The sequence below is a fragment of the Candidatus Thiodiazotropha sp. AKAK3 genome (assembly GCF_058244645.1).
In genome coordinates this window covers 1-17,830 of the sequence record NZ_JBSYOQ010000052.1, presented here as the reverse complement: position 1 = coordinate 17,830, position 17,830 = coordinate 1, and the positions used below count along the sequence as shown (strand labels likewise).

At 49.7% G+C, this 17,830-nt stretch carries 7 protein-coding genes; all 7 read right to left on the bottom strand.

Going from position 1 to position 17,830, the window contains the following annotated elements; translation table 11 throughout:
* Positions 1 to 497 precede the first annotated feature (497 nt).
* Entirely contained in the window at positions 498 to 4,052 is a 3,555-nt protein-coding gene (gene dnaE / locus AC4IE7_RS11940; protein ID WP_490777075.1) for a DNA polymerase III subunit alpha, read from the bottom strand.
* A 276-nt stretch (positions 4,053 to 4,328) separates the two neighbouring features.
* Positions 4,329 to 5,483, bottom strand: coding sequence for a GGDEF domain-containing protein (locus AC4IE7_RS11935; RefSeq protein WP_490777074.1), 1,155 nt, complete (start codon positions 5,481 to 5,483; stop codon positions 4,329 to 4,331).
* A gap of 812 nt (positions 5,484 to 6,295) precedes the next feature.
* Positions 6,296 to 7,948 carry a diguanylate cyclase gene (locus tag AC4IE7_RS11930; protein ID WP_490777073.1) on the bottom strand — a complete coding sequence of 551 codons (1,653 nt, stop codon included), beginning with the start codon at positions 7,946 to 7,948 and terminating at the stop codon, positions 6,296 to 6,298.
* 251 nt (positions 7,949 to 8,199) lie between these two features.
* Entirely contained in the window at positions 8,200 to 9,819 is a 1,620-nt protein-coding gene (locus AC4IE7_RS11925; RefSeq protein WP_490777072.1) for a glutamate synthase-related protein, read from the bottom strand.
* A 671-nt stretch (positions 9,820 to 10,490) separates the two neighbouring features.
* Entirely contained in the window at positions 10,491 to 13,724 is a 3,234-nt protein-coding gene (locus AC4IE7_RS11920; RefSeq protein WP_490777071.1) for a response regulator, read from the bottom strand.
* A complete protein-coding gene (locus AC4IE7_RS11915) occupies positions 13,714 to 15,963 on the bottom strand; it encodes an ATP-binding protein (protein WP_490777070.1) in 2,250 nt (749 codons plus the stop codon). Before AC4IE7_RS11915 ends, AC4IE7_RS11920 begins: the two co-directional genes overlap by 11 nt.
* Entirely contained in the window at positions 15,960 to 17,129 is a 1,170-nt protein-coding gene (locus AC4IE7_RS11910) for a phosphate/phosphite/phosphonate ABC transporter substrate-binding protein (RefSeq protein WP_490777069.1), read from the bottom strand. Before AC4IE7_RS11910 ends, AC4IE7_RS11915 begins: the two co-directional genes overlap by 4 nt.
* Between the last annotated feature and the right edge of the window lie 701 nt (positions 17,130 to 17,830).

Here is a 17,830-nt window from a genome sequence, read left to right as displayed (position 1 = left end):
CATTCATCACTTTCACTAATGAACCATCAACAACATCTCTGGTAGATTTATAGATAGATAAGCCTTTAAGGGATGAAAATCGCTAAAATAACAGGCCTTCTCTAACTCACTTTCGATCAAGCTTTTATTCATTACCTGAGTAGATAATGCTGCAGTATGCCAAATAGGTGCTATCCCCTCCCCCCCTTTCTCCTCAGTAAGACCAATTCATAATGAGCTGCACACAGGGTTTGTGAATATGTCACTTCCTCTCAGGTAATAGTAACAAATACTCTACCTCTCCCTGTTCTAGACTATCCCAGGAACAGAGGATCTAAAGCTGATTACCTACCGTTGGCTTACATTCAGAGTATGACTTTATATACTGAGCTACCGGCAAACATATTCTCTGCCACTAGTCAGCATTGTCATCACTGACAACACGGGAAAACCTAAAGTGGACGCCATTACCGGAGAGTTGATTGTAGAGAATGATGGCTGTGACGACTGATAAGCCATCATCGACTGGTCGCCGCCGATTGACCATTGGACAGCGGCCGCTGAGCTACTGATTGCCGATATCCGACCGTTACCGACCCTGGACCGAAAAGCTGCTCGAGACGTCGCAGCAACTCATCGGTGGGATTGACCCGCCACTCCTGCCCCAACTGTATATCAGCTGAGGCGAGTAGGTTCTGATATCTGAGCCTCACCCCTGTGGTTCCTCCCTGAAATGGCGCAAGAACCTGATGAAGTTTTGTACATATCTCAGCAGGTTCATCCTGATTGGCCTGCATATTGACGTTCAACACCCGTGCATAGTGGGAGCGGGCCTGCTCGAAAGTAAGCAGATTATCGGCACGGATGCTTAGTCCCCCGCGAAATTCGTCATAATTGAGCATACCGGAGACTACAAGAATTTTGTCTGCCGAGACCAATTCCCTGTGTTGTTCGTAGGCTTCATTGAACAGAGTGCATTCGATACGGCCGCTACGATCATCCAGCACCAGGGTACCCATACGACCACGCTGGGTCTGACGATGGCTAGCGGTAACCACCAGACCACTCACCACTACCGGAACCCCTCTGCGTCGATGCCCACCTGCTGGCGCATCATCGAGGCTCAGATTTCCAATGCGATTACTGCAGATATGACCCAACTCATCAATGTATCGGTCGATCGGATGGCCGGTGAGATAGAGTCCAAGCGTCTCTTTCTCCCCCTGAAGACGCTGCTCCTCCTCCCACTCATCTATATCTTTTGGAATAACCTGTGTGTGACTCGCTTCTGCCGGTTGTGGATCCCCTATACCAAACAGATCATTTTGACCTACCGCCTCCATGGCGTGGTGCTGCTCAGCCAATTTCAGCGCCAGTGGCAGTTGTAACATCAGGGTTGCCCGGTTCGCCCCCAAGCCATCAAGCGCACCGGCACGAATCAGCGATTCCAATACCCGGCGGTTGACCTTACGCAGATCGATACGTCGACAGAATCCAAAGATATCGTCAAACGATCCGTTTTGTTCCCGTTCCAGGATCACTGACTCGATTGCAGACTCTCCAACACCTTTGATTGCCCCCAAACCGTAGACCACGGTTTGATCATCAATCGCGGTGAATTTGTATTGGGAGAGATTGACTTGTGGCGCCTCCACCTTCAACTTCATACGACGGCACTCTTCGATCAATGGCACCACTTTGTCGGTGTTGTCCATATCAGCGGAGCAGACCGCAGCCATAAAGGCGGCTGGGTAGTGAGCCTTGAGCCACATGGTCTGATAGGAGACCAGGGCATAGGCTGCCGAGTGAGATTTATTGAAACCGTAACCGGCAAACTTTTCCATCAGGTCGAAGATATAGGTTGCGGTCTCCTCTTCAACACCGCGCTCCACTGCACCCTTTCTGAAAATCTCCCCCTGTTTGGCCATCTCCTCCGGTTTCTTTTTACCCATTGCACGTCGCAACAGATCTGCGCCACCAAGTGAGTATCCGGCAAGCACCTGAGCGATCTGCATGACCTGCTCCTGGTAGAGAATCACGCCGTAAGTGGGCTTGAGAATCGGTTCCAGATCAGGGTGGGGATAGGCGACTGCAGCGCGACCATGTTTACGATCGATAAAGTCATCCACCATGCCTGACTGCAATGGCCCCGGCCGGAACAGTGCAACCAAAGCAGTGATATCATCAAAGCAGTCGGGTTGAAGCTTTTTAATCAACTCCTTCATGCCTCGGGATTCCAACTGGAAAACCGCTGTTGTCTCTGCACTTTTTAAAAGCTTGAATGAAGCACTGTCATCCATTGGGATAAGGTTGATATCCACCGCTTCAAGATCTTGCTTGTCCCGTACGGCATTTACCGCCTTCAGTGCCCAATCAACGATGGTCAGGGTACGCAGGCCAAGAAAGTCGAATTTGACCAGCCCCACCTTCTCCACATCATCCTTATCGAACTGGGTAACCAGTCCCTCCCCATTTGCTTCACAATAGAGTGGCGTGAAATCGGTCAGCAGTCCGGGAGATATCACCACGCCACCAGCATGCTTGCCGGCATTGCGTGCGCAACCCTCAAGCTTTTTCGCCATATCGATGAGCTCACCCACCTCCTCATCAGACGCATAGGACTGCTTTAGGTCATCGCTCTCTTTCAGCGCCTTATCAAGGGTCATTCCGATCTCAAAGGGAATCATCTTCGCCACTCGATCGGTAAAACCATAGGGGTGACCCAGCACACGTCCCACATCCCGTACTACAGCCTTGGCCGCCATGGAGCCATAGGTAATGATCTGGGAAACCGAGTCCCTTCCATAGCGCCGCGCCACATAGTCGATAACCTGATCCCGCTTATCCATGCAGAAATCCACATCGAAGTCAGGCATGGAGACACGCTCTGGATTGAGAAATCTCTCAAATAGCAATTCGTGTTCAATGGGGTCAAGATCGGTAATCTTCAGAGCATAGGCAACCAGTGATCCGGCACCGGAACCACGTCCGGGGCCGACAGGGATATCATTATCCTTTGCCCACTGGATGAAGTCGGCAACGATCAAAAAGTAGCCGGGAAAACCCATGCTATTGATGACATCCAGCTCTATCTGTAAGCGCTCATCATAAACCTTGCGCTGCTCTGAAAAATCAGAGGATTCAATATCGAATATATGCTTCAGGCGCCAGTCGAGCCCTTTGCGGGACTCCTCCTCCAGAAAGGCAGCAATTGTCATGCCCTCAGGAATAGGGAAATCGGGTAGAAAGTTCTTACCCAAGGTCAACTCGATGGTGCAACGCTTAGCGATCTCCACGCTATTTTGCAGTGCTTCAGGGATATCTGAAAACAGCGCCTGCATCTCTTGCGGGGTTCGTAGATACTGCTGGTCGCTATAGTTCTTCGGCCGTCTCGGATCGTCAATGGTCCGTCCCTCATGGATACAGACCCGTACCTCATGGGCATCGAAGTCACCCTGTCTGATAAAGTGGGTATCGTTGGTGGCGACCACAGGCACACCAAAGTCTGTAGCAAGCGCCACACTCTCATGCAGACAACGCTCCTCATCAGGCCGGCCGGTACGGTGCAACTCCAGATAGTAGCGATCTCCAAACAGTTCCAGCCACTCTTTAAGCAGCGTCTCTGCCAAAGCCCGGTTGTCAGCCAACAGCGCTCGACCTACGTCCCCATAACGTCCTGCAGAGAGTGCAATCAACCCTTCAGCACTACCGGTCAACCACTCTTTTTCCATCAGTGGACGTCCCAGATGCTGCCCCTCCCGATAACTGCGGGAGACCAGCCGGGTCAGATTCTTGTAGCCCGCCTGGTTCTGCACCAGCAACACCAGTCGATGGGGAGCATTAACATCCTCAGGATTGCGAATCCAGGCATCCACACCTGCAATCGGCTTTATCCCGGCAGCCAGCGCCGCCTGGTAGAAACGAACCAGAGCAAAGAGATTGGATTGATCAGTAAGTGCCACCGCAGGCATACCAGCGTCTGCCACCTGCTTGACAAGTGGTTTAACCCTCACCAGGCCGTCGACCAGCGAATATTCAGAATGAACGCGAAGATGTACGAAACTCGCTGACATGTCTCACCAAAGATTTGTCGATGACACAGATGCTGCTGCGATTATCACAATCAGCAGCGATTTATCACCTGGATTCGGACTCGCTATTCTAACCTGAATCGGACTCAAAATATGAGTCTGTATTGACAGATTTTCAATTTCAAATTTGAGCCACTACATAGTGCGCAGGATGTAGTGGCTCAAAATACCTGGATATCATTCCCCATAGGTTCAATAACTTATCTTCACCACACAGAAAAGCACGACGAACACAGTGATAACAGGAGTCTCATCTAATCAAATTTTTACAGCACAGAATCTATTTCGTCCCTGGCGTTTCGCCTCGTATAGAGCCTCGTCTGCTGCTTTGAGAAGAACTTTACCTGCAATTCTGTGATTTGGAACAGTGCAGGCGATTCCGATAGAACAACTGATTGGAGAACTTCCTTCTCCCCAGCTGGGTGAAATCTCTGAGATGGCCTGTAGCAGAGATTGTGCAATGGCCGATGACGTTTTCTCATCCGTGTCCGGCAGCAGGATCAGGAACTCTTCCCCGCCAAACCTCACAACAGTATCGGTGACCCGTTGCACTTTTTGTCTAAGCACTGAAGAGCTCTCCTTCAGACAAATATCACCTGACAAATGTCCATACTTGTCATTGATTGATTTGAAATGATCGAGATCGATCATCAGCAGACTCAAGGGTATCTGCAGGCGACTGCATCGCGACCACTCTTCAATAAAGTGTCCATTAAAGTACATACGATTGTAAAGCCCGGTGAGTGGGTCAGTGATACTGAGTTTTTCCAACTCTAGCGCACGATCTTCAGCTTCTTTTTTACTCCTGATTGCAGCCCAATAGTCTCTTCTTGAAACACGCGCAGCCTCAATCACATAGATCGTAGAAAAGAAGGCCAACACGGCAAGTAAATGATCTTCCTCTCCAAAAAAGAACAGCCCGATGGTTATGGTAGGAACGTAGATCAATAATGGGTAGATAGTGCTGGTGAAAAAAGAGATGCTGAGAATTGCCGTACCACCAAGAGCAAACGCTGCAAGGATAACCATATAAGGGTAATGTAACTCTTTGTATAGACTGCCATAAATGACCCAAGCAGACATCACCCCCCAGTGGAGGGCGCTGAATAGAATCATCCCAACAAGTATGCGGTACCTTTGCCTGGGGTTAGCTGAAGGGTCTGCTCTGAAAAGTATGTAGTGAATACCGCGGGCTACAGCGGTTGCGCCAAACAGAAGGGTGTTTGCGTAGAAGAACAGTGGGGTGCCCTCGTCGATCCCAACCCATAATGCAGAGATCACCCAAACCCCCAGGTAGATAACTATGCCGCCACGGGCACGAAGGGTCAGGTCTTTGTATGCCTGTAGCTGTAAACTGGTAGGATCCTGCATATAGTCGAAACCCTGAGGATGGTAGGCGCTTCGCTCCTCCATGCACTTTTACTGGAGCGTTTCAGCAAACTAATCGCAATCGCGGCACTATAGATCGATTGCAGGGTTCGTATGAGTTTGCATCTCATATGGTATTAAGGAACATCTGAATAAGTCCAGACCGAACAGAGTGTCGACCAAAATGGTCCGATTCGAGGTGCAGGCCGATGGTAATAGCCCGCTACTGCGAGGTTCTTTAACGCCGAAATGGCACATTCTGGCAGCAAGATTTCGGTTCACAACTTTTTCAGTGTTTCCTCAAGTATGGACTATTTATAGAGCTGTGCAAATTTTCACTTATGCGAATACAACAGCTACTACCAGGGCCTGTTAACACTTATCCAGATCCCAAGGGCAATCAATAGACAATCATAACTGTCACTTATAGCGAATCAGTCAATTGAGATGTTATAGTGATGCAATGAATAACCTCTTAAAGAGCCTATAATCAATTCCAGATCGAGTGTTTGTTGAGATAAATGGCTCTGGTTCAAGATACAAAGTGCACTAAATAGTCCACTATTAAAAAGCTTTTTAACGAACAACCAAAGGGTACCCACTAAATCGCTTTCAAGAAGTTTTCTAGCAGCAATTACCAACCGGCATTATTAAGGGCACCTCTATTAATTATTGAAGCAACGGAAATAAATCTGTCCGCTGGATCTTTATTTATTTCAGAACAATAATACTTACATAAAACGATAGAATCTCAGGAGAAATTTGAACAATTTAAATATCTCTAATCTGAAAAAATTAGTTTAAAAAAGTTGAGGTAGTCGTATCATTTTTTTTTGCGCTTTCGCTAGTCTCTCCAGTTACTTTTTGCCAGTTACCTGGGCACCCTCTGCATTCGCTTCCCGTTCAACCCGATTCTTCCCCTTCAGTTTCGCTTGATAGAGTGCTTGATCAGCACTATGAATGAAGCCGGAGAGGTTCTGTTGACCATCCCAAATGGCCACGCCAATGCTTGCAGTGACCTGATACTCGGGCACTTTACTACTCTCAAATGAAGCGATAGATTCAATCAGACGTTGAGCAATTTTCACAGCATCATCAATATGGGTTTCCGGTAAAGCAACAATGAACTCCTCTCCCCCATATCGACCCGCGAAATCACTGCTACGCACTAACTCGCGGATTATTGAAGCAACTCCCTGAAGTACCTCATCACCTGCCAGATGACCAAACTTGTCATTTATCGCTTTGAAGTCATCGAGATCACACATCATTAAACTGAGGTTTGAACCTGCACGTTGGGCTCGTTGCATCTCCGGTTGCAAACGCTCATTAAAAAAACGGTGATTGTAGAGGGCTGTCAGACCATCCCGTTCAGAACGTGCCTTGTAAAACTCTTTCAGCTGATGAATCTCCAGGGTTTGCTGATCAACCAGCCTGTGCAACCTTCGTGATCCATAGATGATCCCCAGGTAGAGAAGTATCTCTATCACAACGAATCCGACTACTCCATAGATAAGGTTCAGCTGTAGCTGCCGTTTAAACGCAATGAACTCATCTGAAACATCCATCAACATCACCACCATGCCACCTTGCTTCCTGTTTATGCTAGCGTTGGCTTGGTAATCATAGAGCGGAAAGTGTGTTATGGCATACACCCGTCCTTTGTGACTGATATTAAAAGTGCGAAGTTCTGACTTGTAGGGCATCAACTCTTCACAGTTTTCAACTATCGCTGCAACAATAGGATTCGAGATAGCTTCGACATAGCAGGAAGACTCGTTCGACAATTTAACGATACGTTTTTTAATCGACTCAGGCCACATTGCTGAGTGAACCAATGGTTCATTCAGCAACACCATCGTTTCCACGCCGGTCTGTCGGTTAATCTTCTCCAAAACAGTTTGATAGGAAGTACCAACCTCCAACACACCAATCAGATTTTTCTCCTCACCTTTTTGTTCTGACCAAACCGGCGTTACCCCACGCAATCCCGCGTAGACTCTGCCCACTTCAAAGCCAATTTTGGTTTCCTGGTCACGGTAACTGTCAACAATGATATGTCGTATCTCATCCATTCGATCACCAAATTTCTGTGGTTGGTGAACACGTAGAAAACTCAGAGATCCCGGTCCCAGATGGAATTGAAGTTGCCTGGCATCATACTGCTCCATCATTGGTAACCAGCTGGGAGAGATAACCCGGTAGAGTTCACCCCTGACCTCCGCAGCTCGCAGCCCACCCGCACCGCCCCCCTCTTCGGAGACAGCCTCTTTGCCTGCCAGAAACAGCTGCTGGATCTGTTTCTGATTTGAGACATAGGTTGCGAGCTGCAACATACTCTCATAGACCAAATCGAGAGTTAGATCGTAGGAGTGTTTGAGATTTTCGCCATTGCGGCTCAGACTGAGGTTGAGCGCGCGTTGACTGGCATAGTAGTTGATACCGACAAATATCAAATCACTGATAAAAATCAGTAGTGTCAAAAACTGGAAAAGTTGCCGACTCTTCATCCGCTATTCCAACTATCCGCCCTACATCCAGAGCCACTGCACCTCAACTGCCTGTTTCAGCAGGACCCCCACTTATGCAGAGATCTTGTGGCGATAGATTGGAATCAGTTTACACACACCTTAAACAACTGATCCAGGTTTAACCGTCCATTAACTGACCGATATCAAACACCGTATAAATAGCTCAACCACTGAAGATAAAATACCCTTCTCTATTAACGTTAACAGACCCTGGCACAAAGGATCATTGATCACTCCAATGTTACCCCTGCATAGGCAATTCCTGCCAAATGTGCCATTTCGCGATCGAAAGTAGTGAGATCATCTAAACAGAATCCACTGAGATGATCATGACCACAAGCACGGGCCATCACCTGCATCAACTCAGTTGAAGCACGAAAAAAGTTATTTAACTGTTCAGCGCCCTTCTCAATTTTCAGACGTTGTCTCAATTCCGCTTTCTGGGTAGCGATACCCACCGGACAATTGTTGGTGTGGCAGGCTCGCATGCCCAGACAACCTATCGCCTGAAGCGCTGAATTGGAGAGTGCAATAGCATCGGCACCTAAGGCAAGTGCCTTGATAAAGTCTGCAGGTAATCTTAGACCGCCAGTGATTATCAGAGAGACATCATCTCTCTCTTTGCTATCCAGATAGCGGCGAGCACGAGCCAATGCCGGAATAGTAGGCACAGAAATATTATCCCGAAAGATTAATGGTGCAGCACCGGTGCCTCCACCTCGCCCATCCAATATGATGTAATCGACACCTATGCTCAAAGCGGCTTCGATATCCCTTTCAATGTGCTGTGCTGAGAGTTTGACCCCAATCGGTATACCCTCTGTTGCTTCACGCACGGCATCTGCAAAACGTCTGAAATCATCGATCTGTTCCCAATCGGGAAACCTGGAGGGTGAAATGGCCGACTCCCCCTCCTCAAGCCCTCGTACCTCTGCAATACGCCCATTAACCTTATCACCCGGCAGATGTCCTCCGGTACCGGTCTTAGCACCCTGACCACACTTAAAGTGGAAGGCCTGACTCCGTTGCACCTTGTCCATGGAAAAGCCAAATCGGGCCGATGCCAATTCGTAGAGATAACGACTGTTGGCCGCCTGCTCATCAGCTAACATCCCGCCTTCCCCTGAACAGATGCCGGTACCAGCCAGCTCGGCTCCCTTGGCCAGGGCCACCTTGGCCTCTTCTGAAAGCGCTCCGAAACTCATATCAGAAACAAACAGGGGACAATCCAATTGCAGCGGTTTTTTAGCTTTTGGACCGATCACAACCTCTGTACCTACCGGATGATCGTCTAGCAGTGGCAGCCGATGTAACTGCCCAGTCAGCAGTTGTATCTGCTCCCATTTCGGCAACTCATCCCGAGGTACACCCATGGCGCCGACGCGTCCGTGGTGTCCCACCTTTGACAGGCCATGCTCAGCCAGATGCTGGATATACTTATAGTGTGGCTCTTCTGCACCACCATGGAGATCCTTATACAATCCCTGATACTTGGATCGATTATAGGGTTGTGGGTTTTGTTCAGACCAAGCCTTTATTTCATCTTCGTCTACCCAGACCTGGCCTGCTTCAACCCAGGCGTGAAAGCGATGCAGCTTCTCTGCAGGATTGTAGGAACTGACTCCAGTTTTATAACCATAATCCCAATCGTGCAGGCCACAGATAATATCCTCACCCTGAATTCGACCATCAGCCATCAGAGCCCCGCGATGAGCACAACGACCATATAGAACAGATACCTGCTCCTGGTCGGGCCAACGAATAACAACCAGATCCACATCTGCGACAAGTGCATAAGTCGGTTTATGCGGTTCAAGTTCTGACCAGGAAAGAATGGCGTTTTTTTTCATTGAGTCTTCCTCAGTTCTTTTTTTGCCGTTGTTGAAAAAATTGCATGCACCACCATCGACAAGATCATTATGTCGTTATTTTGGACATCTTTTTTTGAGTGCAGATTATGTAAAGACTAGCTTAAATCAGATCAGTCAGTTCACTTCAGCAAATATGGATATGCCGGTGCTGTCAGGTTAACCCTCCTTTGCTTCAGAAGTAGCTCTAATGCCCCTCTTCCTTGGTGGTGTATAGACTAGTGTGGTGCGTCATATAAACCCTGTATTTAGAAAGCCGCTCAAGCCGTGAGTGCAAGGCGCAGCCCGCAGGTAATGGTTGTTCCTTTACCAAGGGGTGCAACGCCGCAATCGCGGCTTGAGTGGCTTCCCGCAGCGCGAGGCAGGTGATTTAAACGCAAACTGAGATTGGCCTTGTCTAAATATAGGGTTTATATGACGCACCACACTTCAGACAGATAGATACTTGACGTGAAGGGATTCACTAATGCTGCGAGCGCATGGATGCTCAGTAGCGGTCGATGTTGAACACACGCTTCAAGCACTGCTCCCAGTTCATGGCCTGGTGATGGTTTTCGCTCTTTAGCGGAGGAGTTGAATACTGCCTATTTGTTAAACATAAGGCGTATGAATTGTCTGCACCTTTATTGAATCGTCTCTCGCGGGGTTATCGCTTAGACTTTTTTCAACGCATGCAGGATGGCAGGATAATCATAATCTTCGACGCACTGAGTCAGATTCTTATTGAGATCATGATCATATTCATCCACCTGTTTGATGACATAGTAGATACGTTGAATCTCCAGGCTCTCAACTGCCTCTTGTAAATCAAAGCGAAGCTCATCCGGCAGTTTTGATAACATCTCCGGAGTTAAAGCACGCCGCTGCTGTTTGGCTTCGACCAGTTCATCATGCAGGAAGCGTATCTCCAGATGCTTCGACAGTTGAGCGTAAATTTCATCGGGATGGTAAGGTTTGCCGATAAAGTCGTCAACGCCGGCTTCGAGCATCTGTTCGCGCTGCTCCTTGAAAGCCGAAGCCGTCACAGCAATGATCTTAACCTCATCACCGTTGGGCAGACTGCGGATTTGTCGAGTTGCTTGCTCTCCATCCATCACAGGCATGCGCCTGTCCATAAAAATCAGGTGTGGTTGCCAACTTTGGTATAGCTCCACGGCCTGTTTGCCGTTTTCAGCGACCTTGTCCTGGAGCCCCGCGTGATGTAACAGGCTACTTAACAGTAGCTGGTTATCAATCTGATCCTCGACAATAAGGATACGATATTCTGGTTGTCCGGGAGCAATACCCACAACTCTATTAGCAACTTGTTGCTCAGCTTGGGTGATATCTGTCTCCATGGCATCGGTCAGGGGCAGGTCGATTGTAAATACCGAGCCTTTGCCTGGCGTACTCTGAAGTTCGATGCTGCCATTCATCATCTGCACAAATTGGCGTGATATTGTCAGTCCCAGCCCTGTCCCCTTACGATCCCCTTTTTCACCTATCTGCACAAAGGGGTCGAAGATACGTTTTTGATCCTCCACTGCAATGCCTGGACCCGAGTCCTCAACCACGATTATCAGATGTGAGTGTTTGTTCTGCCTGGATCCAAGTATTAAGTTCACACCACCTTGATCGGTATACTTGATAGCGTTTCCTATCAAGTTGATAAGTACTTGACGCAGTCGAGACTCGTCGCCGACGATGTAACGTGGAAACTGAGAAGATTGATCGATAACCAGTTCCAGTCCTTTATCCCTGGCGCGCATCTGCATAAGTTCTATGACATCGAGCACCATGCCACCCAGATCAAAAGGAGCATTGCCAAGCTTTATACCACCAGCCTCGATCTTGGCCATTTCCAGAACATCATTTATCAGTGTCAGAAGATGCTCACCACTGCGATTGATGATATTGACGTTGTTCCTCTGCCCCTCCGGCAGCTGGGGATCTTCACGAATAATGCTGGAGAATCCAAGTATGGCATTGAGTGGCGTGCGCAGTTCATGACTCATATTGGCCAGAAATGCGCTTTTAGCCTTGTTTGCAGCCTCAGCTGCATCGCGTGAAATACTTAACTCCTCTGTGCGCTGTTTGACGGTATCTTCCAGCTGAGCGTGGTAGCGCCTGAGCTCATCCTCTGCCCGCAGACGTTCGATCTGTCGCCACATACCCTCCATCAGCAGACTTAGCTGTTGCTCATCACTTGCGCTATAGTCCTCATCCTTGTTACCGACACCAGCCAGTAAAACGATTTTATCGCCGACGATCACCGGCAGATTCATGTGACGAATCAGTTTTATGTGACCTTCAGGCGTACCCCTCTTCCATGGATTTGGCCCGCCGTAGTCATTAGTGATAATAGGGCGATGCTGGCGTACAGCTTCGCCCCATAAGCCGGAGGTTTCTACAGGAAAGATCATCGGCATGTCCGGTATACTGCACTCATCCATCGCCTCCTGAGACCAGAACTGTACGTTAAGAATGGTTTCATTTTCATTCATCAAACCCAGATAACCCAACTTACTGCGGGTCAGACGGATCGCCGCCTCGTAGGTAAATCGCATCAGCTCATCCTCACTCGCATCGGTCATCTGATTTAAGTGAAGTAGTGCCTGCATCCGCTCTGCGTTGAGCTTGAGTGTCTCCTCTGCCTCCCGCTGTATGGTGATATCGAAAAGGGTACCGTCGAGGTAGAGTAAATTTCCATCATCGGAAAAAATACCTCGTCCCTGTTCATGCACCCATCGCAGGCCGCCGTCCTGTGCGATCAGGCGATAGTCCAATTCGTAGCGACCCTGCTTAGTCAGGCGACGAGTTATTCTATCTGCAACACGCTGGAGGTCATCTGGATGAATGATGCTGGCGAAGGTGCGAACCCGATTATTCAGAAAATCATCGGCGGGATAGCCGGTGATCCGTTCGATTCCTGCACTGATAAACTCCATGGTCCAGTCAGGATCGTTGGCGCATCGGTAGATGGCGCCGGGACTGTTGTCGAGGATATTTGCGAGTCGCAGCTGGCTTTCGCGCAAGGCCACTTCCGCCAACTTACGTTCGGTAATGTCATTGAAATAGCCTTGGTAGTGCGTGACCTCTCCATGCGCATCACGCCGCACAACAATAAAGTCGTAGACCCAGCGGCTATCGCCGCTTGAGGTAAGCACTCTAAACTCCAGTGAGAAGTGAGGTTCACCCGCTTTGCTGTGAGCTTCAACCTCCTGCTTGACCTTCTCGATATCGTCCGGATGTATGAGCTCAACGGCAAGCGCTCGCTCGCGCATTATTTTCACAGGATCATAACCCAGCTGATCCTGTATGTTTGGCGAGACATACTCCAGAGGCCATCCCTCTTCGGCACTTAGCAGATAGGCCATGTTTGGTCCGGCGATGAATAACTCACGCTCTTTTTTTAGAGCTTCCTCTGTCAGTTCCCGTTGGGTCACCTCCATCTGTAGCTGCCTGTTGGCCATCATCAGCTCTTCGGTCCGCGCGTTGACCTCCTGCTCTAAACCTTCAGTCAGCTGTTTCACGCGCAGGTGGATACTGACCCGGGCCAACATCTCTTCTGGCTGAAATGGCTTGGTGATGAAATCCACCCCACCTGCTTTAAACCCTTTTACTTTGTCACGCTGATCTTCCAGGGCGCTGAGGAAAACTATGGGTATAGAAGCGGTTCTTTGATCGGCCTTGAGCCGACGACAGACTTCGTAACCATCCAGCCCCGGCATCTTGATATCCAGCAAAATAAGATCGGGCAGCGTCGACTGGACGAACTCCAAAGCCAGCTCACCGTCGGAGGCAGGATAAACCGCATAGCCATGTTCGACGAGCAGGTTCATCAATAATCGAAGATTTGCACTGCTGTCATCAACAGCTAATATCTTGTTGAATTTATCAGGGTTCATTGGTTTTCCCTGTCTTGTTCTTCGTCTGTGGCTCTGTCTTGAGTGAGCGGATCAGCTGTAAAATTCTGCTGAATTGAAGTTCCTTGACGACTGGAGATAAAGCGTCTGCGAGGGATGGCTTAAGCGTGCGTATCTCTTCAATCGAGCGGTCTACCGCATCCAGATCGATCCTTGAAAGTCCCAGCTCAAAACTGCTCAGCAGTTCATTGGGCAAGGTAGATAACTGTTTCGCATCCAATCGCAAACCAGCTGTGGGCGCTTTATCATCAGCATAGATGAATCTAACGCCCAGGTTATGGCTCAGGGTGTCAAGAATATCGGCAATGGTATAAGGCTTGCGGATGAAATCATCACAGCCTGCCGCAAGAATCTCCTTACGCTCCTCCTCCAGCGCATGGGCCGTGAGGGCAACAATATAAGTTTGCTCGCTGCTATCGCTTGCCTTGATATTTCGGGTAGCTTGCAATCCATCCATCACCGGCATACGGATATCCATGAAGATTAGATGAGGATGCCACTCCTGAAACAACTCAATCGCTTCCTGACCATTAACGGCTTCCCTCAAATCGAAACCCAGAGGATCAAGCAATTGGCGTAGCAGTAATCGGTTCTCCATCTGGTCCTCGACAATAAGGATGCGATAGACAGGCTGCCCGTCGGCAACTCCCAGGACCCGGCCACGCGCCGTTGCTGCTGGAGTCGTCGCGGAAGGAATCACAGTCACCGGTATCTCGAAATGAAACAGCGCTCCCTTACCCAATTCGCTCTCGATATTAATCTCTCCCTTCATCAGATCGACATACTGTTTGCATATGGCCAGCCCCAAGCCGGTTCCTGCCTCTGCCGGTGGCCTGTCCCCCAACTGAACGAAAGGTGAGAATATGCGCTCCTGATCATCTGGCCTGATACCGGTACCGGAATCCTCCACCTCGAATCGAAGCAACGCCTGTTCCGCACTCTCCTGGCTAACCAGCAAGGCATTGAGTGAGACGCTGCCGCGACTGGTGTATTTGATCGCATTGCCGATCAGGTTGATTAAAACCTGCCTCAGCTTAGCCCCATCGACGGAAATGTTGCGCGGAAGGTCGGCAGACTGCTGCAAAATAAAATCGAGACTCTTCTCAGCAGCACGTACATACATTAACGATTTCAGTTCCAGCAAGAGTTGATGCAGATCGAGATGAGACTCCTCCAGTACCGTTCTACCGCTCTCGATCTTGGAGATATCCAACACATTGTTGATCAGATCCAGAAGGTGCTCACCGCTGTGGATGATGATATCCAGATTCTTCAGCTGCTCGCTGCTGACGTCCGGGGCGTTCTTCATCAGTTGAGAGAAGCCCAGCACCGCGTTCAGGGGGGTACGCAGCTCATGGCTCATATTGGCCAGAAATACGCTCTTGGCCTTGTTCGCGGCCTCGGCGACATCACGGGCTTTGATAAGCTCCGATGTACGCTCCTCAACCAGCTCGGAGAGGTGATCTCGATGTTGTTGCAGCTCACTCTCCCGTTGTGCCAGGGTATTCAGCATGGAGTCGAAGGCATTGCCGAGCTTGGCCGCCTCATCCTCTCCTTCAAGGCGAACCCTCACCTCACGCTCGCCTCCCTGGATGGCATCGGCCACTGTCTGAATTGCATAGAGGCGGCGTGTCACCCGCCAACCCATGATTGCAACCGCCAGGGATCCGATAACAACGGCCACTGCACCATGAAGGATGCTGCTCTGGGTAATCTCCTGCAGGCGCCTCATGGTGGTCTCTCCGCTAAGACCGACCCGTACCCAGCCGATTTCACGACCTGCAAGCACCACCGGAGTGATGACATCCACCAACTCCGTTGTATGGCTGATTATGCGGGCACCCGACAGACTATCACCCGTCTCCTGGAAGTCCTGCAGGTACTTACCCACCAGCGAGGTGTCGCTGTGAGCCAGCACTTGCCTCTGGGGAGCCAGGATCATGGCAAACATGAGATCGGGATAGCGGCTCTGGGCGTCGATGATCTCCTGCAGACCCGAATAGTCTCGCGCCGCCAGCCAACCGGAGGAGGTGGTAGCAATATTATTGGCCAGGGCGGTAGCGTGCTCTGTATGGCGATCGAGCAACATCTGCTGTTCCCGATCGGTGAGATAGATGACGAACAGCGCCATAGTGATCGATATGAACAGCGCCACGCCAAGGATAAGCTGTCCGCGCAGAGTGCTGAAAACCTGCGCCAGGGAGTGCTTGATCAGATTCATTTTTGTTCCACAGGACGCACCTTCTCCTCGAAAACGGCAACATAGTCTCGTACCTTGTTGTAACTGGCGTCGTCAGCTGCGTGAAAGCGGGCAGTCTCCATGGCATTGAGGATATCCCTTCCATCTGGGGTTTCATCGAGACCAAGCAACAGGGCTTGTACCCTATCCCTCAGTGCTGCGGGAATATCGTCCCTCACCATGATCGAATTGTTCATCAGAGGGGGGGTCTCCCAGATCAATTTAAGCTGTGCGGCCTCAGCGGGGTGGTCTTTCTGGAACAGGCGCCACGGCGGTGGCCAAGTGGCGCCGGCGGCGGATTTCCCCAGGTAGGCGTTCATAATCGACGACTCCTGGGAGCCCACGTAGACGTTTGTGATCTCCTGATTGATATCGAGCCCCTGCTGGTAGAGAAAATATTGGGGCATGATGCAGGCCGCCAACGCCGTGTGGGAGGGATAGCTGACCACTTTACCCTTGAGTTCGGAGGGAGACTGGATGCCGCTATCCTTGCGTACGATGAAGATACCCTTGAAGTCATTGGCATCTCCTGCCATGGCGATCACTTTATACCCCTTCTTGATGGCCTCCAGTGTTTGCCACGGATTGGGCAGGAGGAACTCAGGGGTACGGGCACGAAATTTCCGCTCATAGGCCTGGTAATCACGCGATGCCTCGAGAACAAAACCGGCTTCAGGAATCTCAGCATTCAGATATTCTATGAGAGGGTGGTAGGCCTCGGCCAACTTCTTCGGGTTGTGCAGTGGGTGGATAGCGAGGTGATAGAGAGGTTTGGCGTTATCAGTAGGACCAGCGCCATATTCCGGACTGGAGGGAGGTGGTGCAGAAGTGTCACATGCGACAGCCGTCAGCATCACCAGCAGTAGGGCCGTAATTAAATATAGAACTCTCATGCCTGACCTCGAACCAATTGATGGTGTCCGGTGTGTGAGGAAATATCCAAGTCGCCAGAGATGTTGGGAAGTGAGGGTTTCGTTTTTATCTCTTTGCGCACAAATCCCCTCGAATGGATGCAGGCCAGTTTCCAGGTCGATATTTCCATGCCCATCAATACACGGATGCAGGACACCCCGCTCGAGGTCTGCCCCGGTGAATCGTCCCCTCCATGGGAGCTGCTTTGCAGGTTTTGCTCCTGTTAAAAGCCTCATAGGATTGCTCCTTTACGCTGCGCATGGCAACGTCAGGTGAGTATCCTTACTTGCTGATTCCAGGGATGTTATCACCAATGGCAAAGCGCCTTGATCTAACCCCTTCCGCTTTTTGGAAGGTCATGGGCGAAGGGAAGGAAGATACCCATCCCAGCCCCATCAGGCTGCTTTGTTGGCATTGAGCGGCGCGCTGATGACTCCCCTTAAACGGAAAAAAGAACTGCCGCCGTTTCAGCTCATCATTTTGTGCCGACGAGTTAACTAAATTATAGCCTGTTTTCCCAGCTCATCACCTTGCTGCCAACCTAGACAAATCAGTTTAATCAGGACAGGCATCAGTTTAATCAGGACAGGCATCATTTGAAGGAAGAAAACAGAATCCCCAGCTTCCATTTGTTTCTATTGGTATAAAATTATCACCACAATCGACTGAACCAGGAGGTTCAGCCGTTTATCATCTTCTAATTGAGTGATCTAGATTTGAATTTCCCGAATAAGGATCGAGAAGCATCCTACCAATGCGCTTTGATTGGCATAAATGACCCAGGTTGGGTTTAAAAGATATCAGGTGGGTGATGTCTGATAGATCTGCAACGAAAACCCACTCGCACAGAACCACTTTCTTCCTCTACCTATGGCTTGTGTGAACTGCTTAATCCCTTCCCTTGTTCCTATCACTGTGTTGTAGTTTTTGCCATAGT

Bases quoted from the DNA above. Each gene is read 5' to 3' on its own strand.
- dnaE (WP_490777075.1), bottom strand. From the start codon at position 4,052: ATGTCAGCGAGTTTCGTACATCTTCGCGTTCATTCTGAATATTCGCTG.
- AC4IE7_RS11935 (WP_490777074.1), bottom strand. From the start codon at position 5,483: ATGGAGGAGCGAAGCGCCTACCATCCTCAGGGTTTCGACTATATGCAG.
- AC4IE7_RS11930 (WP_490777073.1), bottom strand. From the start codon at position 7,948: ATGAAGAGTCGGCAACTTTTCCAGTTTTTGACACTACTGATTTTTATC.
- AC4IE7_RS11925 (WP_490777072.1), bottom strand. From the start codon at position 9,819: ATGAAAAAAAACGCCATTCTTTCCTGGTCAGAACTTGAACCGCATAAA.
- AC4IE7_RS11920 (WP_490777071.1), bottom strand. From the start codon at position 13,724: ATGAACCCTGATAAATTCAACAAGATATTAGCTGTTGATGACAGCAGT.
- AC4IE7_RS11915 (WP_490777070.1), bottom strand. From the start codon at position 15,963: ATGAATCTGATCAAGCACTCCCTGGCGCAGGTTTTCAGCACTCTGCGC.
- AC4IE7_RS11910 (WP_490777069.1), bottom strand. From the start codon at position 17,129: ATGAGGCTTTTAACAGGAGCAAAACCTGCAAAGCAGCTCCCATGGAGG.